Source organism: Castellaniella sp., from assembly GCF_049673105.1.
Lineage (GTDB): Bacteria > Pseudomonadota > Gammaproteobacteria > Burkholderiales > Burkholderiaceae_B > Castellaniella.
The window spans coordinates 67,063-89,335 of sequence record NZ_JBATXG010000014.1; the positions used below are offsets into that span (position 1 = coordinate 67,063).

General features: G+C 65.5%; 23 protein-coding genes. 19 read left to right on the plus strand and 4 right to left on the minus strand.

Annotated features, from left to right (window positions below; genetic code table 11):
• Positions 1-79: 79 nt before the first annotated feature.
• Genes WBF69_RS04935 through WBF69_RS04970 form a run of 8 tightly spaced genes read left to right on the plus strand, consistent with a single transcriptional unit; the run spans position 80 to position 8,755 of the window.
• Positions 80-955, plus strand: coding sequence for a TcpQ domain-containing protein (locus WBF69_RS04935; RefSeq protein ID WP_424261813.1), 876 nt, complete (start codon positions 80-82; stop codon positions 953-955).
• Positions 952-2,544 (plus strand): hypothetical protein, encoded by a 1,593-nt coding sequence (locus WBF69_RS04940; RefSeq protein ID WP_424261815.1) that lies wholly within the window; start codon positions 952-954, stop codon positions 2,542-2,544. Before WBF69_RS04935 ends, WBF69_RS04940 begins: the two co-directional genes overlap by 4 nt.
• On the plus strand, positions 2,545-3,804 hold the full coding sequence (locus WBF69_RS04945) for a hypothetical protein (protein ID WP_424261817.1): 1,260 nt from the start codon (positions 2,545-2,547) through the stop codon (positions 3,802-3,804). It abuts the gene before it with no gap.
• Complete coding sequence (locus WBF69_RS04950) at positions 3,788-4,276, plus strand: hypothetical protein (RefSeq protein WP_424261819.1); 489 nt, start codon at positions 3,788-3,790, stop codon at positions 4,274-4,276. The genes WBF69_RS04945 and WBF69_RS04950 overlap by 17 nt, the downstream gene beginning before the upstream one ends.
• On the plus strand, positions 4,273-5,958 hold the full coding sequence (locus WBF69_RS04955; protein ID WP_424261822.1) for an ATPase, T2SS/T4P/T4SS family: 1,686 nt from the start codon (positions 4,273-4,275) through the stop codon (positions 5,956-5,958). The genes WBF69_RS04950 and WBF69_RS04955 overlap by 4 nt, the downstream gene beginning before the upstream one ends.
• Entirely contained in the window at positions 5,946-7,070 is a 1,125-nt protein-coding gene (locus tag WBF69_RS04960; protein WP_424261824.1) for a hypothetical protein, read from the plus strand. Before WBF69_RS04955 ends, WBF69_RS04960 begins: the two co-directional genes overlap by 13 nt.
• A gap of 40 nt (positions 7,071-7,110) precedes the next feature.
• Positions 7,111-7,698, plus strand: a complete 588-nt coding sequence (locus WBF69_RS04965; protein WP_424261826.1) for a type 4 pilus major pilin — start codon at positions 7,111-7,113, stop codon at positions 7,696-7,698.
• Positions 7,688-8,755, plus strand: a complete 1,068-nt coding sequence (locus tag WBF69_RS04970; protein ID WP_424261828.1) for a pilus assembly FimT family protein — start codon at positions 7,688-7,690, stop codon at positions 8,753-8,755. Before WBF69_RS04965 ends, WBF69_RS04970 begins: the two co-directional genes overlap by 11 nt.
• Before the next feature lie 49 nt (positions 8,756-8,804).
• Here WBF69_RS04970 and WBF69_RS04975 read toward each other — a convergent pair whose 3' ends face one another.
• Entirely contained in the window at positions 8,805-9,308 is a 504-nt protein-coding gene (locus WBF69_RS04975; RefSeq protein WP_424261830.1) for a cysteine hydrolase family protein, read from the minus strand.
• Between the two features lie 94 nt (positions 9,309-9,402).
• Here WBF69_RS04975 and WBF69_RS04980 point away from each other — a divergent pair, with 94 nt between their 5' ends.
• A complete protein-coding gene (locus WBF69_RS04980; RefSeq protein ID WP_424261832.1) occupies positions 9,403-10,335 on the plus strand; it encodes a GlxA family transcriptional regulator in 933 nt (310 codons plus the stop codon).
• A gap of 26 nt (positions 10,336-10,361) precedes the next feature.
• On the opposite strand, the gene WBF69_RS04985 is transcribed toward WBF69_RS04980, so the two are convergent.
• Positions 10,362-11,582 (minus strand): urate hydroxylase PuuD, encoded by a 1,221-nt coding sequence (locus tag WBF69_RS04985; RefSeq protein WP_424261834.1) that lies wholly within the window; start codon positions 11,580-11,582, stop codon positions 10,362-10,364.
• Between the two features lie 51 nt (positions 11,583-11,633).
• Positions 11,634-11,987, minus strand: a complete 354-nt coding sequence (gene uraH, locus WBF69_RS04990) for a hydroxyisourate hydrolase (protein WP_424261836.1) — start codon at positions 11,985-11,987, stop codon at positions 11,634-11,636.
• 263 nt (positions 11,988-12,250) lie between these two features.
• On the opposite strand from uraH, the gene WBF69_RS04995 reads away from it, so the two are divergent.
• From WBF69_RS04995 to yghU, 6 genes are all read left to right on the plus strand, one after another.
• A complete protein-coding gene (locus WBF69_RS04995; RefSeq protein ID WP_424261838.1) occupies positions 12,251-13,009 on the plus strand; it encodes a GntR family transcriptional regulator in 759 nt (252 codons plus the stop codon).
• 37 nt (positions 13,010-13,046) lie between these two features.
• Positions 13,047-13,976 (plus strand): allantoinase PuuE, encoded by a 930-nt coding sequence (gene puuE / locus WBF69_RS05000; RefSeq protein ID WP_424261840.1) that lies wholly within the window; start codon positions 13,047-13,049, stop codon positions 13,974-13,976.
• Between the two features lie 178 nt (positions 13,977-14,154).
• Positions 14,155-15,162, plus strand: a complete 1,008-nt coding sequence (gene alc, locus WBF69_RS05005) for an allantoicase (protein ID WP_424261921.1) — start codon at positions 14,155-14,157, stop codon at positions 15,160-15,162.
• A 41-nt stretch (positions 15,163-15,203) separates the two neighbouring features.
• Positions 15,204-16,460: a M20/M25/M40 family metallo-hydrolase gene (locus WBF69_RS05010; protein ID WP_424261842.1), complete on the plus strand. Its 1,257-nt coding sequence runs from the start codon at positions 15,204-15,206 to the stop codon at positions 16,458-16,460.
• Positions 16,461-16,518: 58 nt separating this feature from the next.
• Positions 16,519-16,737 carry a SlyX family protein gene (locus tag WBF69_RS05015; RefSeq protein ID WP_424261844.1) on the plus strand — a complete coding sequence of 73 codons (219 nt, stop codon included), beginning with the start codon at positions 16,519-16,521 and terminating at the stop codon, positions 16,735-16,737.
• Positions 16,738-16,811: 74 nt separating this feature from the next.
• Positions 16,812-17,654, plus strand: a complete 843-nt coding sequence (gene yghU / locus WBF69_RS05020) for a glutathione-dependent disulfide-bond oxidoreductase (RefSeq protein WP_424261846.1) — start codon at positions 16,812-16,814, stop codon at positions 17,652-17,654.
• On the opposite strand, the gene WBF69_RS05025 is transcribed toward yghU, so the two are convergent.
• A complete protein-coding gene (locus WBF69_RS05025) occupies positions 17,651-18,844 on the minus strand; it encodes an MFS transporter (protein WP_424261848.1) in 1,194 nt (397 codons plus the stop codon). The two genes, yghU and WBF69_RS05025, sit on opposite strands and share 4 nt — an antisense overlap.
• A gap of 195 nt (positions 18,845-19,039) precedes the next feature.
• On the opposite strand from WBF69_RS05025, the gene WBF69_RS05030 reads away from it, so the two are divergent.
• The 4 genes from WBF69_RS05030 to WBF69_RS05045 all read left to right on the plus strand — a co-directional run bounded on the left by WBF69_RS05030 (position 19,040) and on the right by WBF69_RS05045 (position 22,259).
• Positions 19,040-19,939 carry a carbohydrate kinase family protein gene (locus WBF69_RS05030; protein WP_424261850.1) on the plus strand — a complete coding sequence of 300 codons (900 nt, stop codon included), beginning with the start codon at positions 19,040-19,042 and terminating at the stop codon, positions 19,937-19,939.
• A gap of 103 nt (positions 19,940-20,042) precedes the next feature.
• Positions 20,043-20,984 (plus strand): sulfurtransferase, encoded by a 942-nt coding sequence (locus tag WBF69_RS05035; RefSeq protein ID WP_424261852.1) that lies wholly within the window; start codon positions 20,043-20,045, stop codon positions 20,982-20,984.
• Positions 20,985-21,002: 18 nt separating this feature from the next.
• The gene (locus tag WBF69_RS05040) at positions 21,003-22,082 is read left to right on the plus strand and encodes a YeeE/YedE thiosulfate transporter family protein (RefSeq protein ID WP_424261923.1); all 1,080 of its coding nucleotides are present in this window, start codon (positions 21,003-21,005) and stop codon (positions 22,080-22,082) included.
• 15 nt (positions 22,083-22,097) lie between these two features.
• Positions 22,098-22,259: a hypothetical protein gene (locus WBF69_RS05045; protein ID WP_424261854.1), complete on the plus strand. Its 162-nt coding sequence runs from the start codon at positions 22,098-22,100 to the stop codon at positions 22,257-22,259.
• Positions 22,260-22,273: the final 14 nt, after the last annotated feature.

Genomic DNA, 22,273 nt, shown 5'->3' on the forward strand with positions numbered 1-22,273 from the left:
ACCATAGGCGCCTGATTCCCTGAATCCGGCGCCTTTTTTTTGGGCATGTCGCATCCAGGGGGATTCTGGGAGAAGCGGCATGGTCAGGCTTTTGGGAATGGTGGTGCTGGTGCTGGGTCTGGCGGGTTGCGTCACGACCGATGCCGGGGCCGGGTGGCGGGCATGGGCGGGGCTGGAACCCTCCGTCGGGCGCTATCACTTCGACTGGCGGCTGTCCGGGGATGCCGATCTGGCGCCCTTGCAGATATTCGATGATGGGCGCGAGACCTGGCTGCAGTATCCAGCGGGCCAGGCGGTTCCCGCGCTGTTTGCCCGCACGGCGGCGGGGGACCGCTTGCTGCAGGCGCGGCGCACCGGGGACTATCTGGTGCTGCGTGGAGTGCCGGATCATCTGTTGATGCGCGGCGGGCTGCTGGTGGCCGAGGCCCGGCGGGTGGCGGATGGCGCGCCGGGCGCTGTCGCAGGGGATCGCGACACGGTAGCGCTGGGGGCGGGTGTTGCGCCGGCGCTCAGCGCTGATGCCGGGCAGCCGTCCCAGGCTGTGCGACCGGGCGGGTCTGGCGCCTTGGTGTCTGATGCGGCCAGGCACCCGGCAGCGGCTGCCGATCTGCCCAATAAACCAATGCCGAGTCCGCCGCTCAAGCTGGCGCCGCCGGTGTCGCGCCCCTTCGAGGTCACGCCCGCCGATGGCAATATGCGCCGGGCGCTAAGCCGCTGGGCAGGCCTGGCCGGATGGACATTCGAGGCCGAGCATTGGGCGGTGGACGTGGATATTCCCCTGGCCGGATCGGCTGTCTTCGACGAGGCATTCCGGCCTGCCGTGCGCAATCTGCTGGCCGCGACCGAACTGGGCGACCGGCCGGTGCAGCCATGCTTTTATGCTAACCGTGTCTTGCGCGTGGTGCCGCTGGCGCAGCGCTGTGATCGCACCCAGGCGCCCGGAGACGGCGCATGAACCCCCGGAACGCTGGGGCGTTGCTGGCCCTGTCACTGCTGCTGTCGGGCTGCGCCTTGCAGGAACGCTTGCAGCAGGCCGCGCAGCGCTATCGCCAGGCGGATCAGGCGGTGGAACAGGGGCACGAGCGCTTTGTCCGTTCTCTGAACGACCCGGTTCAGCGGCGGGCGGCGCAGGATATCGACAAGCCCTGGGTGGCGGGCAGGTCGCAGCCCTTGGCCAGGGAACTGTCCCTGCCGCCGGCCTTGCGGGCGCGAGTGCGCACGACCTTGCTGTTTGCGGATGGCACGGACGACCTGTCGCGCATTGCCCGACGGATCTCTGCGGTCACCGGCATTCCTGTGCACGTCCGCCCGGATGCCTTGCTGCCATCCTGGCACTTTTTACCGCGACTGGCGCAGACAGCGGGGCAGGGGGTGGCGCCCAGGGATGCCGAACAGCCCTTTGATCTGGCGAGCGCGCCGGCGCCGCTGCCGCAGATCCTCGACCGCTTGTGTGCGCACCTGGGCGTCAGATGGCGCTACGTTCAGGACCGCATCGAGTTTTTCCGGACCGAGACGCGCGTCTTCAATATTCGCGCCCTGACCTTGGATGCGCGGGCGCAGGCCTCGCTGGGTCTGGGCGCCCGGCAGACGGACGGGGGGTTCATCAGCACGTCCAGCACACAGTTGCAAAGCGGCGATCAGGATGTGATGAAAACCGTGCGGGCCCGTATCGAACCCTTTCTGTCGCAGGCCGGTTTGCTGGTGGCCGAACAGGGGGCGGGCGCGACGATCGTCGTCACCGATCTGCCGGATGTGCTGGACCGGGTCGCCGCGTATCTGGATCAGGAAAACCGCTCCCTGACCCGGCGCGTGCGCTTGGTGTTCGAAGAATTGACCGTGGCGCTCAACGAACAGGCGCAGGCCAGTCTGGACTGGAACGTGGTGTTTTCCGGCGCCCGCCTGGCCGCTGGCCTGGCGGTGCCCGCCCTGAGCAGCGGGCCGGCAGGCCGTCTGGGGGTGGGAATCACGCACGGCACGCTGAGCGGCAGCGAGGCCGTCATCCAGGCGCTGGGGGAATCCGTGCGTTTGGTGCGCCGCAGCAGCGTGCCCATGCTGACCCTGAATCGCCGTCCGGTGACCCATGCTGTGCGCACCACGTTTTCCTATATCGATCGGGTGGAAACCACACCCCTGTCCGGGGCCAACGGCTTGGCGGTGCCGGCGGTGTCCGTCAATCAAAAGGAAGAAACCGTGGGGTCGCTGCTGACGCTCGTTCCCGATGCTCAGGAAAACGGCCAGATTCTGCTGTCGCTGGCGTATGACAATACCGTGGCGCAGCCTCTAAAGACGGTCACTTTCGGCGGTCGGGACAATCCTTTGCAGTTGCAGCAGCTGACGGTCGAGGGCAACGGCACCGTGCAGCAGTTGGCGCTGCAGCCGGGCCAGCCGCTGGTGGTGTCGGGCTTCGATCGACAGCAGTCCGAGGCCGGAGAGCGGCGTCTGAATCCTGGCCTGCCCGCCATCCTGGGCGGTGGTGATCGGCTCAATACCCAGCGCCTGGCGACCGTGCTGATCATCACCGCGCAGGTCGAGGAAGGTCTGTAAATGATGCTGGCCGGACGTCTCATCTGGGTAGAGCGAACGCCGCTGGTCTTCGGGTTGGAGTGGATGCCGGTGCTGGGTGAACCCGAACTCGCCGGCGCTCAGGCGCGTCGCGAGGGGGCCTCGCATCAGGCGCTGTCAGGCAATCCACCGGCTGCTCTGGGGCTGGTGCGGGGACTGAAATCGCGGCAGCCCTGCTGGGCAGCGGCGGACCTGTGGGCGCGGCAGCATCCCCAGGGGGCGGTGGCCTGCGTCGTGCCGTTGGGGCCGGATGCCTGGCATGTTCTGGCCAGTCACGAAGGTGTGGTGCTGGCGCGGGCGGATCGCAGCTATCCGGATGCCGATCTGGCGGATCAGGCGGTGGAAGCCTTGCGGCTGGCCTATCCCCGTCTGCAGGTGCGGCCTTGCGATGCCGATGGGAATGAGGTGCTGCAGGCCCTGGCCCGGCAGGCGGCATCGGCGCCGCCTTTGGTCCGGGTGCGTCGCCGGGGCGGATGGCTGGCCCTGTTGGCGCTGGTGGTCCTGGCGGGCGCTGGATGGTGGGGCTGGGGCGTCGCTGCGGAAAAGGCGTCAGCGCTGGAACAGGCGTCCGATAGCCGTCTGCTCTGGGAACGGGCCTTGGCGCATGTGCTGGCCCAGCGTCCTGTGCATGGCGAACAAGGGACGCGGACCTTGCTGCAAGCCTTGTATGAGCAGCCTGTGCAGGTTGCGGGCTGGGTACTGCAGCAGGTGCACTGCCAGCCCGGCGCAGGCGGCTGGCAGTGCCGCAGCGAATACCGGCGGCTGGCTGCGCAGGCGGACAATCGCGGCCTGCTGCGGGCGGCGCCCACAGCCTGGCGGCTCGATTTTCCGACGCTGGATCGGGCCCAGGCGGCTTGGACCCTGCCCCTGGCCGGGCAGCCCGCCGATCCTGCTCGCCTGCCTGCTTCGCGCCTGGTGGCCCGTGACTGGGCCAGCGCCTTGCAAGCGGTATTGCCCGCTTTTACTGCCTTGCGCATGGATGCGCCCCAGGCGGTGCAGGTGCCGCCGCCCCGGGACGAGCAAGGCCGGGCGGTTGCGCCGCCGCCAGACTTGCCCCGTTTGGCCAGCCGGTTGCTGAAAGTCGAAGGTCCCTTGCGCTCGGGCGAGCTGCTGGCGCCGCTGTCGCAGTCGGTGTCCTGGCACAAGGTCTCTCTGTCGCATGCGCCGGGCGCGCGCCCTGGCCTCAAAGCCAGCCGTCTGGTCTTGCACCTGGAAGGATCCCTATATGAAAACCAAGAGTGATATCCGGCAGTGTCGTGTGTTGCGTCTCTGGATAGGGGCGTGTCTGGTCTGGGGCGTGGGGGCATCGCTATCGCTGGCGCAGCCGGCCCCCGCTGTATCCGTCTTTGCTTCGCCGCCGGAGGAATCCTGGGAAATGCAGTCCGTGCGTGAATTGATGCAGCAGGATCTGCGCGAGGCCTTGCAGGCCGGGTCTTCTGCTGCAGCGGGGCGCGGGGCGGACCATGCGGCGCGGCCCTTGTTGGCGCCGCGCCTGGTCGCCCTGTACGGGGTGGGGCGGGCGCTCATGGCCGAAGTCCAGGTCGGCCAGCGGGCCTATCTGTATGTGCGCGGCCAGGCTTTCCCCGCCGGACATGCCAAGGATCCAGGAGTGTATCAACTGCGCGGCATGAATGGCGCCTGTGTGCAGCTGGAACGTGGTGAGGATCGCCATTCCCTATGCCTGCGCATGTTGTTGGGCGAGGGGCGGCCATGAAAGCCTGGTCTTCCGTGCTGCGGGTAGCCGAACCCCCGATGCCTTTCGATCTGTCTGCCGCCGCCACCATCGATCACTCCGAGCAACTGTCAGCGCTGCAGCCCCCGCTGCGGCGGGTGCTGGCGCGGCAGTTGGGGGTGGAAGCGCTGGCGGACCGGATCTGCCCGGTGGAACGGGCCGACGGCACTGTCACCGTGCTGGCGCGGGCGGAATACGTGGGCGGTGATCAGGCCGATGCCCTGGTGCGGCGTATCCAGGCGACAGGCGGGCGCTTGTCGGAGCCTGCGCGCTACGTGCTGCCGGCGGCGCTGCTGCTGGCCTTGTCGCGCGATTCCGGCTCTGCGATGTCCTCGGTGGTGACGGCCGCGGACCGCACCCCCACGGCCTTGGCCGGGGTGTTTCAGGATCTGGTGGAATGGGGGGTACGCCAGCAGGCGACCGATCTGCACCTGAATGTCTATCGCGATGCCCCCGAATCCGAGGTTCGCTACACCGTGTCGGGTCGGTATATCGCGCCGGATCGCTTCCGGCCCATGCGAACCGATTTGCTGCTGGACGTGCTGTCGGTGGCCTGGATGGACATTCAAGGCGGTAACGGGGCGGTCTTCGATCCCACTCTGGAGCAGCAGGGCAGTCTGTTGCGGCGTGTGGATGGCAAGGCCTACACCTTGCGCTGGGCCTCGCTGGCAGCGGACCGCGGCCCCAGCGTCTGCCTGCGGTTTCTGGCGCGGGATGCGCAGGTACGGGATGCGGGCCTGAGCGCCCTGGGTTATCGGCCCGATCAGCAGGCCTGTTTCGAGCGTGTCATGCGCTCCGAAGGCGGCGCCATCGTGCTGGCTGGCGCCGTCGGTTCCGGCAAATCCACCACGCTGGCGGCCCTGATCCGGGGCCTGCCCGATGAGCGCAAGGTCATCACGCTGGAAGAACCGGTGGAATACCGGATCGCGCGGGCGGTGCAGAACACCATTGGCCGCGATCTGGACCAGCAGGCGCATGGGCGCTATGCGGCCAAGCTGCGCACCCTGAAGCGTTCCGCCATGCATGATGTGCTGTTGGGGGAAATCCGCGATGCGGAAAGCGGCCTGGCCTTGATGGACTTGGCCGGGTCGGGCGTCAACGTCTATACCACGGTGCATGCGCCCTCCGCGCGCGCCATTGTGGATCGGCTTTCGTCCGCCTTCATCGGCGTGCCGCGCGATTTTCTGCAGATGCCGGGAGTGCTCAAGCTGCTGGTGTTCCAGGCGCTCTTGCCGCAATTGTGCGCGTCCTGCGCGGTGCCGGCCACGCCTGCGGACCTGTCGCGCCAGCAGCAAGGGACCCGTCAGGACTGGTCTCGCTGGCTGGGCTGGATCGAGCAGCTGTGGGGCATCCGGGCGGAGCAACTGCGCATCCGCCGTCCCGATGGCTGCGCCCGCTGCCGCTTGCCGCAGCTGCCGGAACTAGCCGGTTATGCCGGCCGGACGGTCGCCGCCGAATTGCTTGAGCCGGGCGTGCAGTCGGATGTGTCGGCCACGGCATCCGGTTTTCTGCCCGACCCCGTCGACAGCGCGCTGGCGCACGCCATGCTCAAGGTCGGGGCGGGCCAGGTCGACCCGCGCGACGTCGAGACGCGCTTCATGGCCTTCGAAACCCTGCTGCTGCGCCGTCAGCGGCAGGCAAGGGGCGCCTCATGTTCCGCGTGAGGGCGTTGGCGCAGCGGTTCCCGGCATGGCGCGATCGTCTGGATGCCTGGCGTTTCTCGGACCGGCGGGCGGACTACTTCGAGTATCTGCATGCGGTGCTGGCAGGCACACAGGGCCGTCTGACCATCCGGGAATTGTTCGATCGGGATGCGCAGCGTTATGGGCCGGGTACGGTGCGCGGGCGGCTATCCGGTCGCTGGTCGGCTGCCTGCGAGGCCAGCGGCGGGGACCTGGACGCTACCTGGCGCGGCTGTCTGCCCGCCGACGAGCGCGCTTTGATCCGGGTGGCGCAGGCGTTTGGCAATGCCCGCTTGCTGGCCTGCTTTCAGGCGCTGGCCGGACATCTGGGCCTGCTGATCCGAACGCGGCAGTTGCTGTGGACGACGCTGGGCTCGGCTGCCGTTGCGCTGCTCGTCGTCAGTGTGCTGGTGCTGGCGGTGCCGGCCTGGACGGTGCCCGCTTTGCTGCAGGCGTTCCAGGGTCTGCCGCCGGCCTTTCAGGGCGATTGGGCGCGATCCCTGTTTGCCGCCGCCCGGTTGTTGCGCGATTGGGGACTCGGCATCCCCGTGTTGGTGGCCGCCTTGTCGTTGACCGTGTGGTGGGCGTTGCCGCGCACCTGCGGTCCGTGGCGTCGTCGCCTGGATCGGGTGGGGTTGTGGCGCTTGTATCGTCAGGTCCAGGCTCTGCGCCTGCTGGCCCTGGTATCCATTTTGCTGCAGCCGGGCGCAGGTAGCTCGTCTCAGCTCAGACCGGTGATCCTATTGTTTCTGGATGGCGCCAGCCCCTGGCTGCGGGCGCATCTGCAGCGAATGGTCTGGCGCATCGACCAGGGGCTGGCCGGCGCGGCTGCCTGGGATACCGGGCTGTTGGATCGCGAACTGTATTGGTATCTGGAAGACGTGGTGGCGGCGCAAGGCCTGCCGGCAGGGTTTCAGGCGGCCCATGCGCGCATGGCCACGGTCTGGTTGGCCCGTATCCGGGTGCAGGCCCAGACCTTGCGCTGGCTTGCCCTGTTATCGGGTGTGGCGGTCGTAATGGGAATCGGCGTGTGGCATTACGCAGCCATCGATGATTTGCGTCGGGGCTGGATGATGTTTCACGCCAGCCAATAGGGGCTGGCGTGTCATGGCCGGAAAACGGCAAGGGGGGTGTATGCAGAACGATGAACGCGTGTGGAATAGGGGATCGGCAAGGGGGCGTCGGCGGTCTCAGCAGGGGTTTTCTCTGATCGAGGTGTCTATCGTCACGGCCATTGTGTTGTTGATTGCGGTGATAGGCATTCCCGCCATTGGCGGATATGTGCTTGAAAACAAGGTGCCCAAAGTCGGTCAGGAACTCGCGCGGTTCGTGATGCAGACGCGCGTCAATGCCGGCACCTCGGGTGATCCGCCGTATGCCGGTATCGGCACGGAGAACCTGGCTTCGATGGTGGCGGATTCGACCGTGCTGACCCGCACCAGCGCCGGCGCCGTGCTGCATGGGCTGGGTGGCGGCGGCACGGTCGAGGTCGAATCTGACGATGCCGGCGCCGGCTTTCTGGTGCGCCTGGCGCAGGTCAACCACGTCGCGTGTCCCTCGATCGCCTCGGTGCTGCAGCGGGTGGCGGACCGTATCACGGTCAGCGCCAACGGCGGGGCGGCCCGGACGGTCAAGGACGACACGACGCCCTACAGCGCCTTATCCGCCGAATCGGCCTGCGCCAAGGGCGACACCAACCAGTTTGTGTTCCATGTGCGCTAGGCAGCGCCGTCAGCGCGGCTCTTTGCTGCTGGAATTCATGTTGGTGGCCGCGCTGAGCCTGGCCGTGGCGGTGTGGGCCGGTCAGGAATGGGCGCAGCGGGCCCGCGCCACGCAGGCGCAGGCCCTGGCTGCCTGGATGGAACCTGCCAGAGCGGCGGCTGAGGCCTATCTGCGCCAGCATGCCGCCGCCCTGCAACAGGCGGACGCGCCACAGGCCCTGGCGGCCCACGGCGTTGCCGACTGGGCGGCGCCCGATTGGGCGGAACTGCAGGCAGCCGGCTTGATGGCGGATGGCTGGCAGGCCCAGGGGCCCTTGCGTCAGACGCTGGCGCTGCGGATAGTGCGCACGGGGGCTTGTCCGCACGCCCCTTGTCGGCTGCAGGCCTTGATCGGCACACGTGGCGGCTTGCGGCGCGCGGACGGCGGAGTCGATGAGGCGTTGGTGGCGCAGTGGCTGATGGCCGCTCAGGGTCGCGGATTGGTGCTCTGGCCGCACGATCCCCTGCATTTCAGAGGGGTGGGGCGTCGTCTGGCCTTGCCTGAGGGGGCATCTTGGGGGGCAGGCGCGGTCGCATTGGCGGTTGATCTGACGCTGGCGGCGGACGATGAGGCGACTGGTTCGACCGGTGCCGAGACGGATTTCCTGCGGGTCCGTGATACCCGCAACCCGGATTTCCAGGGCGATGCCTCGGTGCGCGGCACGATCCGCAGCGGCGCGTGGGTGCATACCCAGGAGGGGGTGGTGCTGGAACAGGGGTGGATCGGGGGCAGCCCTTGCGCGACCGAGAGCGCAGTGGGCCGGGATGGCCGCTACGCCGGCCTGCTGGTCTGCCGCCAGGGCGTCTGGCAGGAACTGGCGCGTCCGGCGGGCGGCGGCTATATGATCAATAGCCGCCGGGGCTGCTTCAGCTCCGCGGGGCAAGCGACGCTCAATCCTTTGACCGGCGCCTGCGGCTGCGCACCGGGGTATACCAGGGTCCAGATTGCAGAAAGCGGGTCTCTGGTCGCGCCGGAAGGCTTGTCGCAGGGGTTTATTTGTCAGCCCAATAGTCACTGAGCAGGGCGGGCGTGGCGCCGCACCGCCCCCGGCATGCGGCCCGCCGCGCTTACGCCCAGATATCCTCGGTCTTGCTCACAGCCAGTTTGGAACGCAAGGCGTTCAGGGCGATGCGGTGCACGACTTCCGTCGGCGCCGCGCACAGATCCTCCAGGACGGTGACGCCGAAGGGCTGCGCGTCGGTCGACATGGCGGTGAATACCACGCAGTTCTGAGTCATCATGCCGCACAGCAGCAGCGCGTCGATGCCATTGAGCTGCGCGGCCAGATCGGTTTCCTGGAACGCATCGGCGAACTGCTTGATGACCACCGGGGCATTCCCGGCAGCGGTCAGGATGGCGGGCCGGATCTCGGAGCCCGGGCTGTTAGCCGCAAACAGTCCGGTTGCCAGGGGCGAGACGTGCCGGATCAGCACGATGCGGTCTCCCGCCTGCCGGGCCTTGTGGATGGCCTCGACGATGGCGGGTTCTGTGTCCTCGGCGGCGTGCAGCGGGAGCACCCCGCCAGGAAAGTAATCGTTCTGGACGTCGATCACGACGAGTGCACGGTGCATAGCGGTTCTCCTGAATGGGTGTCCAGGCAATCTTAGGGTCGGATACAGGCCAGGTCGACTGGCTGGATGGCCAGTTTTCAATTAAATTCAGCCAATGCACATCGCCATCATCGCTTACGACGCTATTAGCCCTTTCATGCTCTCGACGCCGATCGCCGTGTTCGGGGAACCGTTCGCGGACGAGGCGCACCAGGTGGACGTCTGCGCCGAACATCCTGTGATTTCTACGCAGGGCGGCCTGACAGTGCAGATCCCGCATGGGCTGGACACTGCGTCGACTGCCGATCTGCTGATACTGCCCGGTTGGCGTCATGCGGATGAACCGCTGCCCGAACCGGTGGTGCGTGTCATTCGCGCCACGGTTGACCGCGGGGGCATCGTCGCCGGCCTGTGTCTGGGCGCCTTCGGTCTGGCTCAGGCCGGTGTGCTCGATGGGCGGCGGGCGACGACGCACTGGGCGTGCATTCCGGCGTTTGCCGCGCGGTTTCCGCGCGTGCAGGTCGATGCGGGAGCGATTTTTGTGGATGAGGGGCAGGTCGTGACATCCGCCGGTATCGCGGCTGGATTGGATTGTTGCCTGCATCTTCTTGCGCGGATTTCCGGCCAGGCCGAGGCGAATCGCGTCGCGCGCCGCATGGTGATCGCGCCGCAGCGTGGCGGCGGCCATCCCCAGGTGGTCGAGCGTCCAGCGCCGGTCTCACAGACCGATCATCGGGTGGCTGAATTGCTGGATCGGTTGCGCGCAGACCCTGTAGACGTACCGCCCTTTGAAGTCCTGGCCCGACAGGTGGGCGCCAGCCCCCGCAGCCTGGCTCGCCATATCCGCGCGCGTACCGGCGACAACCTGGGCGGCTGGTTGCGGCGCTCGCGGCTGTTGCGGGCGCAGGCGCTGTTGGCGGCGGGCGACCCGATTGAATTGACCGCCACCCGCAGCGGATTTCCTGACGGGCAGGCGCTGCGGGTGGCGTTCCGGCGCGAACTGGGCATGACCCCGCGCCAGTGGATGATGCGTCAGCGCATCGGATAGCGGCATCCGGTGCGCTGAGGCGGGTCTTACTGTCCGCTCCAGGCGGCGATGACGGCGCGTTCCTCATCCGTCATTTTCGTCAGATTGGCCAGCGGCATGTATTGATTGCCCACCACCAGCTTGATCTGCGCGGCGTGCTGCAGCGTTTCCGCCGTGGTGTCCAGCATGATGCCGGCGGGCGCTGCGGCGAAGCCGGGCTGAGTGGGCTTGACCGAATGGCATTCGGTGCAGCGCGCAGCGATGATGCCGTGCACCTGTTCGATGGTGACGGCGGCCTGAGCGGGTGCGCCGCTAGCCAGGCCCGCGACCGGCGTAGCAGGCGATGGCGCGGCGATCCACCCGATCAGGGCCAGCATGATGACGCCGGCAGCCGGGTAGCGCAGATCGTTCTTGCCCGTGTGGCGCAGCACGAAATACTGGCGGATCACGGCGCCGGCGAAGATGAACAGCGACATGATGACCCAGGCGTATTCATTCGAATAGGTGAATGAATAGTGGTTGCTGAGCATCAGGAAAATCACCGGCAGCGTGAAATAGGTGTTGTGCACCGAGCGCTGCTTGCCCCAGGCGCCATCCAAAGGGTTGGGCTTTTCACCGGCTTTCAGGGCCTTGACCATGCGGCGCTGGCCGGGAATGATCCAGAAGAACACGCTGGCCGACATGCAGGTGGCCATCAGGGCGCCGGTGATCAGGAAAGCCGCCCGACCCGGAAAGATCTGGGTCGTCAACCAGGCCACGAGCACCATCATCACGCCCACGGCGACACTCAGCCAGCCGTCGTGGTTGACGGTCGGGCTGATGATGCGGCACAGGCGCGAATACACGTTGTAGCCCACCACCAGGAACAGCACGGCCAGGATACCGGCCTCGGTGCCGCTCATGTTGCGGGCCCATTCCCAGGGACTGGCTGGGTTCACCAGGTAGATGTCGGCCTTCAGCAGGTACAACAGCATGAACAGGCCGAAACCGGACAGCCAGGTGGTGTAGGCCTTCCAGAACGACCAGTGCAGGTCGTTGGGCAGCTCAGCCGGGTTGGTCAGGTATTTTTGGTTGTGATAGAAGCCGCCGCCGTGCACGGCCCACATTTCACCGTAGACGCCCAGCCTCTTGCTGTGTTCGCCTTTGGGGGCGTGCAGGCTGAGATCCAGCATGACGAAATAGATCGATTCGCCGATCCAGGCGATGGCGGCGATCACGTGCAGCCAGCGCAGCAGCAGATTGCCGTATTCCAGGAAAAAGCCTTCCATGGCCCTGTCTCCTTTTGTTTTATTGGATGAATGCCGGGGAACCGGCGGCGCTTAGCTGCCGCGATAAGTGGACCAGGTCCAGGGCGTCACGACCAAGGGCACGTGATAGTTCTGTTCCGGGTGGGCGATGCCGAAACGCAGCACCACCACATCCACAAAACGCGGTTCGGGCAGATCCACGCCCTTGGCCGCGAAGTAGTCCCCCGCATGGAAGACCAGCTCGTATGTCCCTTTGAGCAGCGCGTCACCGCTGAGCAAGGGCGCGTCACATCGGCCATCGTGATTGGTGGCGGTCTGTGTGAGCAAAGTGCGGGTATCGCCTTCCAGGCGATAGAGTTCCAGGGCGACGCCCTGAGCCGGCACACCGTGTACGGTGTCCAGGACATGGGTGGAGAGTTTTCCCATGAGATTGATCCCCGGTCAGTATCCTGCCAATGTGGCCCCCGGTATGGCCGTTCCGGTCACAGGACCGGTTCGCGAAGCGTCCGCAAGTGCACGGATTGTCTCGGGGCAGGATGGTTGGCGTCGGTGCCGGTCAGGCTGTTTTAGTGCGTCCAGAGAGGCATCCGACATATTGTCAACAATTTGTGTTGACGATTCTCGCGTGATCCCCAATAATTGTCAACAATTTTTGTTGACCATGATTCGATACCGAATCGCTCACGCCGATGCTCCAGTTGAAACCTTCACGGGGTGTTTCGCCGGATCTGAAGGCCCCCAAGGCCTCTTCCCTGCGTAACCCGAAGCCTGCCAGCCAGTCATCCGAAGTCGATCGCGTCTATGGCGAGATCTTCGATGCCGCCATGGACCGCCGCCTGATGCCGGGCGCCAAGCTGACGGAATCGGCCTTGTGCTCGATCTTTGACTGTTCGCGCAGCACCGTGCGGGCGGCGTTGGCGCAGCTGGCTTACGACAAGATCGTGCTGATCGAGCCCAATCGCGGTGCTCGGGTCTGGCAAGCCACCCCCAAGGAAGTGCGCGATGTCTTTGCCATGCGCCGCGCGCTGGAAGGCGTCACCATCGATCAGCTGGTCGAACTGGACGACATCGCCCGGCGCCTGGCGCCGCTGGACGAGATGGTGGATCGGGAACAGCAGGCCTACGAGCAGGGCGACCGGATCAGCTGGATCCGGCTGTCCAATGCATTTCACGTCGAGCTGGCCCGCTTGCTGGACAACCAGGTACTGACGGACATGCTGTCGGGGCTGTGCGCTCGCACGACGCTGATCATCGCCCTGGGCGGCAGCCCCGAAGGCAGCGCCTGTTCGTATGTCGAACACCGGCACATTCTGGACCATATCCGGCAGCGCGACGCTCAGGGCGCGCGGGCGGCCATGGACCATCATTTACAGGACTGCGAACAGCGGATGGAGACGCCGGAAGACGGCGTCATCGATCCCTGGTCGGCCCTTAATGCGCGGCGCTGACATCCCGCGTTGATATTCATCCCTCAGGAGACCCATCATGACCGACCCCCATTACCCGCGCGATCTGGCCGGTTATGGCCGTACTCCCCCGCAGGCCAATTGGCCGGGCCAGGCCCGTGTGGCCGTCCAGTTCGTCATGAACTACGAGGAAGGCGGCGAAAACTGCGTGTTGCATGGAGATGCCGGGTCGGAGCAGTTTCTGTCGGAAATCATCGGTGCCGCCGCCTATCCCGATCGTCATCTGTCGATGGAATCCATCTATGAATATGGGTCGCGGGCCGGGGTCTGGCGCATTCTGCGGGAATTCGAGCGTCGCGGTTTGCCCTTGACCGTGTTCGGCGTGGGCATGGCGCTGGAACGCAATCCGGAAGCAGCTCGCGCCTTTGTCGAACTGGGGCACGAAGTCGCGTGCCACGGCTACCGCTGGATCCATTATCAGCACGTGCCCGAATCGGTCGAGCGTGAGCATTTTCAGCGCTGTGTGGACATCGTCACCCGGCTGCTGGGTCGTCATCCCGATGGCTGGTATACCGGTCGCGACAGCCCCAATACGCTGCGCATCGTCGCAGAAGAAGGCAAATTTCTGTACGACTCCGACTATTACGGCGACGACCTGCCGTTCTGGACCGAGGTCGATCTGGGTCATGGCAAGACCCATCCGCAGCTGATCGTGCCCTATACCCTGGATACGAACGACATGCGCTTTGCTTCGCCCCAGGGTTTCAACACGGGCGATCATTTCTTCCATTATCTGCGCGATGCGTTCGACGTGCTGTATGCCGAGGGCGACACCGCGCCCAAGATGATGTCCGTGGGCCTGCATTGCCGTCTGACGGGCCGTCCGGCGCGCTTTGCCGGCCTGCAGCGCTTCCTGGACCATATCCAGAAACACGACCGGGTGTGGATCGCCACGCGGGCCGATATTGCCCGTCACTGGGTCAAGGAACATCCCTTCAAGGCCGCCTAAGACCATCCCCGCGCCGGTGGATATCCGCCGCGGGCGCGGCGTCCTGAATGTCAGGACTGTTTTTCCGCTGGGCATGAGGCCCGGCGCCTCACCATCTGGGCTGCGGCCCGGATGGGTTCATTCTGAATCTCTGGAGCGTATCACCATGGCTTCTCTCAATCTGCCCGTCGGCACCGTGATCGATGCCCCGGCTGTCGATCTGCCTGTTTTTGCCACTCGCCATCCGAACCTGGCCAGCGAAAAAATGGGTGCGAAAGTCGTGTCCTGCACGGACGAATTTTTCGCCAGCGCCTCACGTATGCTGCAGGACTCCGAGCCTGTGTTCATCGTGGGCAAGTTCGACGATCATGGCAAATGGATGGACGGCTGGGAAACGCAGCGCCGTCGCAACGGCGGCAACGATACCGCCGTGATCAAACTGGGTCTGCCCGGTGTCATTCGCGGTCTGGACATCAATACCAGTCACTTCACCGGTAATTTTCCTCCGGCGGCATCCGTGCAGGCCGCCCGCTGCGAGGGCGACCCGACGGACAAGACCGAATGGGTGGAAATCGTAGCGGCAACGTCCTTGAAGGGCAATTCCCATCATTTTGTGGACATCTCGGATGACCGTGTCTGGACGCACCTGCGCCTGAACATCTTCCCGGATGGCGGCGTGGCCCGCCTGCGCGTCTATGGTCAGCCGGCCTGCGACTGGGACAAGCAAGACCCCAACACCTTGTACGAAGTGTCTGCCTTGGCCAGCGGCGGGCGCATCGTGGGCTACAACGATTCCCACTTTGGCTCGCCCATGCCGCTGCTGACCCCTGGTCGTGGCGCCAATATGGGCGATGGCTGGGAAACCCGCCGCCGTCGAGAACCCGGCAATGACTGGGTCATCATCGAACTGGGCCATCCGGTCACGGTCGAGAAAATCGAGATCGACACGGCTCACTTCAAGGGCAACTACCCGGATCGCGTGTCCGTGCAAGGCGCGCTGGTCAAGGAATCCACCGATCAGTCGCTGATCACGCAAGCCATGTTCTGGCCCGAGATTCTGGGCGAACAAAAGACCGAGATGGACAAGCAGCACTTTTACGAAGGCGCCGCGCTGAAATCAGTGGGGGCGGTGTCGCACGTGCGGGTGAACATGTTCCCCGATGGCGGCATCAGCCGTGTGCGCATCTGGGGACGTTTGTCTCGTTGATGAGTGCGGGCGCCTGCGGGCGCCCGCGGTTTCAGGAGTTCATGATGAGTACGACCGCGTCTGTGGATCCGGCCTTGTCCGCCCGCCTGCATGCTTGGGTGGACGAGCATTTTGATGAACAGGTGGCGCTGCTGCAGCGCCTGGTGGGCATTCCCACCGATACGCCGCCGGGCGACACCGCCCCGCATGCCGAGGCGGTTGCCGCCGTGCTGGAAGGCTGGGGCTGGCAGGTGGAACGCCATGCCGTCCCTGCCGATGAAATGCAGGCTTACGGCATGCGCAGCATCACCAATCTGATCGCGCGCCGCCAGTACGCGTCGGGCGGTCCGGTGATCGCCCTGAATGCGCATGGCGACGTGGTGCCGCCGGGTGACGGCTGGACCCACGATCCTTACGGCGGCGAGGTCGTCGACGGGCGTCTGTACGGCCGGGCATCCGCGGTGTCCAAGAGCGATTTCACCACCTATCTGCATGCCGTGCGGGCGTTGGAAGCCAGCGGCGCCTCGCTGAAAGGCGCGGTGGAATTGCACTTTACTTACGACGAAGAATTCGGCGGCCTGAAAGGCCCCGGCTGGTTGCTCGATCATGGTCTGAGCAAGCCGGATTATGCGGTGTGCGCCAGTTTCAGCTATGCGGTGGTCACGGCGCACAACGGCTGCCTGCAGTTTGAAATCACGGTCAACGGCAAAGCAACGCACGGCTCGGCGCCCAAGACCGGCCACGATGCGCTGCAAGCGGCCAACCGCATCCTGACGGAAATCTACCGGCAGGCGGCGGCGCTGGATGACATCCATTCCGGCATCGACGGCATCACGAACCCGACCATGATCGTCGGCAGGATCGAGGGCGGCACCAATACCAATGTGGTGCCGGGGCAGGTGGTGCTGAGAATGGACCGCCGCCTGATTCCGGAAGAAGACCCCGAGCAGGTCGAAGCTCAAGTGCGGCAATTCATTCAGGCGGCGGTCCAGGGGCTGCCAGGTATTACAATCGGTATTCGCCGGCTGTTGTTGGCCCGTGCTCTGCGTCCCTTGCCGGGTCATGAAAAGCTGGTGGCCAGCCTGCAAAAGCATGCCCGCCATGTATTCGGCGAGACCATTCCTGCGGTGGGCACGCCCCTGTATGCCGATGCCCGACTGTACGCCGAGCACGGTATTCCCACCGTCATGTACGGGGCCGGCCCGCGCACGGTGCTGGAATCCGGGGCCAAGCAGGCCGACGAGCATGTCGTGCTGACTGATCTAAAAGGCGCCACCCAGGTGGTGGCCGGCATGCTGGCGGAGTTCCTGGCCGTTTGACCGTCGGCCCCCGGTTTGCCGCCTGTGCTGTAATAAGGGCTTGCCGGGGGGTATGGACATGAGTGAACAGGCTGTGCTGGAAGCGCGTATCGTCGAACTGGAAATGAAGGCCGTCTATGCCGACGATCTGCTGGATCAACTGAATCAGACGGTGTTCCGGCAACAGCAGCAGATCGAAGCTCTGGCCCGCGAATTGCTCAGCCTGCGTCAGCAGCGCGGCCCCGAGGGGCCGTCCGGCGCGCGCAATCCGCAAGACGAGCGTCCTCCCCATTATTGATGTCGTCCGGTCCGGCGTTTGCCGGGCCGGCATCACTTTCATCGCGCCGCTTCGCCGGCAGGAGCCCATCACCTATGAATCAGCCGTCCGATTACGTTCCGCCTAAAGTCTGGGTCTGGGAAAAACCCAGCGGCGGGCGCTTCGCCAGTATCAATCGCCCCGTGTCGGGTCCGACGCACGACAAGGAACTGCCGGTGGGCCGGCATCCCCTGCAACTGTATTCCCAGGGTACGCCCAATGGCATCAAAGTCACGATCCTGCTCGAAGAGCTGTTGGCCGCCGGTCATGCCGGGGCCGAATACGATGCCTGGCTGATCCAGATCGGCGAAGGCGACCAGTTCGGCAGCGGTTTTGTCGACGTGAATCCGAATTCCAAGATCCCGGCCCTGGTCGACCGCAGCGGCGCATCACCCATCCGGGTGTTCGAATCCGGCGCCATCCTGCTGCACCTGGCGGAAAAGTTCGGCGCCTTTCTGCCGACGGATCCGGCAGGCCGCGCGGAATGCCTGTCCTGGCTGTTCTGGCAGGTGGGCAGCGCGCCCTATGTGGGCGGCGGATTGGGGCATTTTTATGCGTATGCGCCGATCAAGATCGAATACGCCATCGACCGCTTTGCCATGGAAGCCAAGCGCCAGCTGGACGTCTTGGACCAGCGTCTGGCGCAGCATGAATATGTGTCGGGGGATGCCTATACCATCGCCGATATGGCGATCTGGCCCTGGTACGGCGGGCTGGTGCTGGGTCATGTATATGGCGTCACCGAGTTCCTGTCGGCGCAGGATTACCAGCATGTGCTGCGCTGGGCAAATCATATGGCAGACCGCCCGGCTGTGCAGCGGGGGCGGCTGGTCAATCGTACCGCCGAGGGCAACCTGCGCGAACGCCACGCCGCCTCGGATTTCGATGGGCTGATTTAGCGGGCGGCGCGGGACCGGTCGAGGGCGATGGACAGCATCAGGATGGCAAAGCCGCCCAGCGCCAGCCCGCTGCCCACCCAGCCCGGCGAGGTCCAGCCGTAGCCTCCCGCAATGGCCATCCCGCCCAACAGCGGCCCCAGGGCATTGGCGAAATTAAAGGCAGAATGATTCAGCGCGGCAGCCAGGCCCTGGGCATGCCGCGCAACATCCATCAGCCGGGTCTGCAGCACCGTCCCCAGCGCGCCGCCAAAACCGATGAAAAAGACGTTCAGGGTGATTGACCAGACGTGGTCGGCAGCCAGCGGGAACAGCGCGGTCATGGCCGCGCTCCACAGCAGCAGGCCCGCCGCAGTCGGCAACATGGCTTTGTCCGCCAGCCAGGGAATCAGGATATTGCCTACCGTCAGGCCGATGCCGAAGACACTCAAGATCAGCGGCACGGTCTCTGGCGAGACATGGGTGACTTCCAGCAGCACGTCGGCCAGATAGGTGTAGACCGCGAACAGGCCGCCAAAGCCGATGGCGCCCACCGCCAGGGTCAGCCAGAGCTGCAGGTGCTTCAGGGCGCCGAGTTCGCGTCGGGGACTGGCGCCTGGTTCCGGCGGGCTATGAGGCGCCAGCCGCGCCACCAGAATCATCGTCAGCAGGCCCGACAGGGCGACCAGGCCAAAGCCCCACCGCCAGGTCAGGGCATGACCCAGCCAGTTGGCGAGCGGCACGCCGACAATGGTGGCCACCGTCAGACCCAGGAACATGCGGCCCACCGCCTGATTGCGTTTGCTGTGCGGCACCAGCGATACCGCCACCAGGGATCCGATGCCGAAATAAGCGCCGTGCGGCAGGCCGCTCAAGAACCGCAGCACCAGCAGGGATTCGTAGTTGGGTGCAAAGGCGCACAGAGCGTTGAATAGCGAGAACATGCCCATCAGCCAGATCAGCAGTGTGCGCCGCGCAATCCGGGCCGCCAGCACGGTCAGCAGCGGCGCGCCCACCACCACGCCCAGCGCATAGGCGCTGATGACGTGCCCGGCGGTCGGCGCGTCGATGCCCAGATCCTGCGCGAAATAGGGCAGCAGGCTCATGGTGGCGAATTCAGTCGTGCCAATGGCAAAGGCGCCGATGGCCAGCGCCAGGATGACCAGGCCGGGCGATGCGGGCGCTCGCTGGGCCGGGGAATGGGAATGGGGCATGAGATCGGGAAGAGAATTCTTCAGCTCAGCAGTGTACTGCACAAGGGAAAACCCTGATTTTTCTTGGCATCGCCTAGGGGGTACCCGCACCTGTGCCGGATGGCTGGCTGTCGCGTGCGGGGGCGGCGGCATTGCTATCCCCCGGCGTCTGGATTAGGCTTTCCGATCTTTGTCACCCTTACGGTCTGGATCAGCATGCACTTCACCACCATTGGCGCGGCCATCGTCGATATCGTCGTTTCTCATGTCCAGCCCATGCGGGGCGCCAAGCAGGATGTGGACCATATCGGCCTGTATGCCGGGGGTGGGGCGGTCAATGCGGCGCTGAACGTCGCAGCGCTGGGCGCGCAGGTGACGGTGCATGCCTGCGTGGGGCGCGATCTGGAAGGCGGTCTGATCCGTGATTTGCTGCAGCGGCACGGAATTCGCGCCGCGATTTCAGATCACACGCTGCCGACCGGCAAGGCGGTGGTGATGGTGGATGATGCGGGCGCCGCCCGGGCCTATGCGCAGCGCGGCGCCAGCGCCTGGGTCGGCGGGCAGGGCTTCGCGGGCCTGTCGCAGGCCGATGTCGTGTATGTGACGGGCTTGTCTCTGGAATCCCAGGCGTGGCTGCAGGATGCCCTGGCCGACATGACGGCACGGCCCTTTCGTCTGGTGGTGACGCCTGGCGCGCGGCAGCTGTCCGATCCCGCCGCCTTGCACGGTCTGTGGGATCAGGCGGATCTGTTATGCGTCAATGCCAACGAGGCGGCGAAACTGGGAGGCGGGAACGCTTTGCAGACCGATGCGCCGCCGCCCGACGTGGCGCAGGCCCTGGCCCGCCGGCTGATCCGGCGCCAGGGGCAGTCCATTCTGGTCACCTTGGGGTCCGGCGGGGCGTTATTTTTTGATGGCGAACAAGGGCATTTTCATGCGGCCCGGACCGTCCCGGCGGTTTCGACTATCGGGGCGGGCGATGCCTTCGCCTCGGCTTTCGTGCACGCCTGGGCGGATGGCGCATCGCCCCAGGCCGCCTTGTCCGCCGCCACCGACAGCGCTGCGCGGATCATCCAGATCGTACCCGCCAATCAGGCGGGGCCGTTGCGTGCTTAGTGTCCTGTTTTTCATATAACTGACAGCTATATCTGTATCGCTGGCCGCCAGATTGAATCTGGGACAATGATCGCCTGTTCCGTTTTCTCTTATGGTTTGCGCGATGAAACTTCTGTCTGTCTTTTTCAGTGGCGCGGTCCTGGCCCTGGCCGCCACGACCAGCGCCTGGGCGGCCCAGCCGCTGCTGACCCCGGCTGAATTGAATGCCCTGCATCAACAGGCCTCGGTGCGCGTCATCGATATCCGCCCCGCCGAAGCGTATGCGGCTGGTCATATTCCAGGCGCGGTGTCGGCCCCCTATGCTCAGTGGCGCGGCCCGGCGAACAATCCCGGCCAGCTGCCGCCGGTGGATCGTTTGACGCAATTGGTGCAGGCGCTGGGCGTGGATCAGGGCGTGCATGCCGTCGTGGTGTCTTCGGGGGCGGACAGCTCGGATTTCGGCGCCTCGGCGCGGGTCTACTGGACGCTGAAATACTTGGGTCTGACTGATCTGTCGGTCTTGAATGGCGGGCTGAAGGCCTGGGCGGATGCGGGGCTGGCGCAAGACCAGGCGACGCCGACCGTCGCGGCCAGCGCTTTCCAGGCGCAGCTGAACGAAAACATTCTGGCGACCACGGACCAGGTAGCGGCCCAGGTCGGCAATCCTCAGACCCGTCTGGTCGATGCGCGCCCACTGGATTTCTATCTGGGCAAGGTCAAGGCCCCCACCGCCCAGGTGCCGGGCACCATCCAGGGCGCGGTCAACGTGGAAAACGGCCGTTGGTTCCAGCCCGGCACTTCGATCTTCGTGTCCTCGGATCAAGCCCGTCAGATCGCAGCGGAACTGCTGCCCGGCGAACAGGCGGCTGAAACGATTTCCTTTTGCAACACCGGCCACTGGGCGGCGACCGACTGGTTCGCGCTGTCGGAAGTGGTCGGCGTGAAAAATGTGCGGCTGTATCCGGAATCGCTGGCCGAATGGTCGCAGGATTCGTCCCGGCCCATGAGCAACGTCCCCAGTCGCGGCAGCCAGATTCTGGACCAGGTCAAAGGCCTGTTCGGTTAAACAGGCCGATATTTCATGATGAAGAGACTTCCTCTGGCGGTGGTGCTGGCTGCCTTTCTGGTCTTTCTGGCCTGGTCCGTCGCCTTGCGTCAGGCGTTGTTGTTTCTGGTCGGCATCGGCCTGGGCGCCGTGCTGTCCGGCGCGCGCTTCGGCTTTACCACCGGCTGGCGGCGTTTGATCGAACAGCGGGATCCATCCGGCGTGTTGGCGCAGTTGGTCTTGCTGGCGATCGCCGCCGCCGTGTCCATGCCCTTGCTGGCGGCTTATCCGACGGATCTGGGGGCGGCGCTGGGGCCGCCCAGCGTCAGTCTGATCGTCGGGGCCTTCGTGTTCGGCGCTTGCATGCAGGTGGCCGATGGCTGCGGTTCCGGCACCCTGTACAAAGCCGGTCTGGGCATTCCCATGAACATGGCGATTCTGCCCTTGTTTGCCATCGGCAGCTTTCTGGGGTCCGCGACCCTGGACCAATGGCTGTCGCTGGGCGCTTTGCCGCCTTATGGGCTGGTGACGCAGGTCGGTGCGCCCACGGCCTTGTTGTTGACGCTGGCAGGATTGGCTGTGATCGGCTGGAGCGTGACCCGCTGGACCGGGGCCGCAGCCCCTTGGTGGGACCGGAAACTGTTGATCGGCGCGGTGCTGTTGGCCTTGCTGGCGGTGCTGAATCTGGTGATCGCCGGCCAGCCCTGGGGCATTGTGTACGGCTTTGGCCTATGGGCCGCCAAGCTGGCCACGGCGACCCATCTGTTCGATCCGGCGGCCAACGCCTTCTGGAGCGAACCGGTCAATGCCGCCACGCTGGCCCAATCCGTTTTTCTGGACGTCACCTCGATCACCAATATCGGCATCCTGGCCGGCGCCTTGTGGATTGCCGCCGGCAAACCGCGCGCCGCCGCACGGCCCATGACGGCCAGCCAGTGGATGATCGGGCTGGGGGCGGGGCTGCTGTTGGGGTATAGCTCCCGCTTGGCTTTCGGCTGCAATATCGGCGCCATGGTCAGCGGTATTTCCACTGGCAGCCTGCACGGCTGGATCTGGGTGCCGATGGCCTTCCTGGGTTCTTTGATCGGTGTGCGGGTGCGCCGCCGGTTTGCGTTCTGAACGGGGCGCCAGATGATGAACCGATTATTGACCCTGGTCTTTTGGCTGCTGCTGGTCTCGTTCTTTGCCTGGGACTGGATGGACAGCGCTCCGGTCAACATCCGCGCCGAACCTCCGCTGATTGCTGCTGGTTCGGGTGTGGCGCCTAGCGGCGGGCACTGCGCCTCGACGTTCTGACGTTCGCCGTGACG

Coding starts and splice junctions, on each gene's coding strand:
- WBF69_RS04935 (WP_424261813.1), top strand. CDS start 80: ATGGTCAGGCTTTTGGGAATGGTGGTGCTGGTGCTGGGTCTGGCGGGT.
- WBF69_RS04940 (WP_424261815.1), top strand. CDS start 952: ATGAACCCCCGGAACGCTGGGGCGTTGCTGGCCCTGTCACTGCTGCTG.
- WBF69_RS04945 (WP_424261817.1), top strand. CDS start 2,545: ATGATGCTGGCCGGACGTCTCATCTGGGTAGAGCGAACGCCGCTGGTC.
- WBF69_RS04950 (WP_424261819.1), top strand. CDS start 3,788: ATGAAAACCAAGAGTGATATCCGGCAGTGTCGTGTGTTGCGTCTCTGG.
- WBF69_RS04955 (WP_424261822.1), top strand. CDS start 4,273: ATGAAAGCCTGGTCTTCCGTGCTGCGGGTAGCCGAACCCCCGATGCCT.
- WBF69_RS04960 (WP_424261824.1), top strand. CDS start 5,946: ATGTTCCGCGTGAGGGCGTTGGCGCAGCGGTTCCCGGCATGGCGCGAT.
- WBF69_RS04965 (WP_424261826.1), top strand. CDS start 7,111: ATGCAGAACGATGAACGCGTGTGGAATAGGGGATCGGCAAGGGGGCGT.
- WBF69_RS04970 (WP_424261828.1), top strand. CDS start 7,688: ATGTGCGCTAGGCAGCGCCGTCAGCGCGGCTCTTTGCTGCTGGAATTC.
- WBF69_RS04975 (WP_424261830.1), bottom strand. CDS start 9,308: ATGCACCGTGCACTCGTCGTGATCGACGTCCAGAACGATTACTTTCCT.
- WBF69_RS04980 (WP_424261832.1), top strand. CDS start 9,403: ATGCACATCGCCATCATCGCTTACGACGCTATTAGCCCTTTCATGCTC.
- WBF69_RS04985 (WP_424261834.1), bottom strand. CDS start 11,582: ATGGAAGGCTTTTTCCTGGAATACGGCAATCTGCTGCTGCGCTGGCTG.
- uraH (WP_424261836.1), bottom strand. CDS start 11,987: ATGGGAAAACTCTCCACCCATGTCCTGGACACCGTACACGGTGTGCCG.
- WBF69_RS04995 (WP_424261838.1), top strand. CDS start 12,251: ATGCTCCAGTTGAAACCTTCACGGGGTGTTTCGCCGGATCTGAAGGCC.
- puuE (WP_424261840.1), top strand. CDS start 13,047: ATGACCGACCCCCATTACCCGCGCGATCTGGCCGGTTATGGCCGTACT.
- WBF69_RS05010 (WP_424261842.1), top strand. CDS start 15,204: ATGATGAGTACGACCGCGTCTGTGGATCCGGCCTTGTCCGCCCGCCTG.
- WBF69_RS05015 (WP_424261844.1), top strand. CDS start 16,519: ATGAGTGAACAGGCTGTGCTGGAAGCGCGTATCGTCGAACTGGAAATG.
- yghU (WP_424261846.1), top strand. CDS start 16,812: ATGAATCAGCCGTCCGATTACGTTCCGCCTAAAGTCTGGGTCTGGGAA.
- WBF69_RS05025 (WP_424261848.1), bottom strand. CDS start 18,844: ATGCCCCATTCCCATTCCCCGGCCCAGCGAGCGCCCGCATCGCCCGGC.
- WBF69_RS05030 (WP_424261850.1), top strand. CDS start 19,040: ATGCACTTCACCACCATTGGCGCGGCCATCGTCGATATCGTCGTTTCT.
- WBF69_RS05035 (WP_424261852.1), top strand. CDS start 20,043: ATGAAACTTCTGTCTGTCTTTTTCAGTGGCGCGGTCCTGGCCCTGGCC.
- WBF69_RS05040 (WP_424261923.1), top strand. CDS start 21,003: ATGAAGAGACTTCCTCTGGCGGTGGTGCTGGCTGCCTTTCTGGTCTTT.
- WBF69_RS05045 (WP_424261854.1), top strand. CDS start 22,098: ATGAACCGATTATTGACCCTGGTCTTTTGGCTGCTGCTGGTCTCGTTC.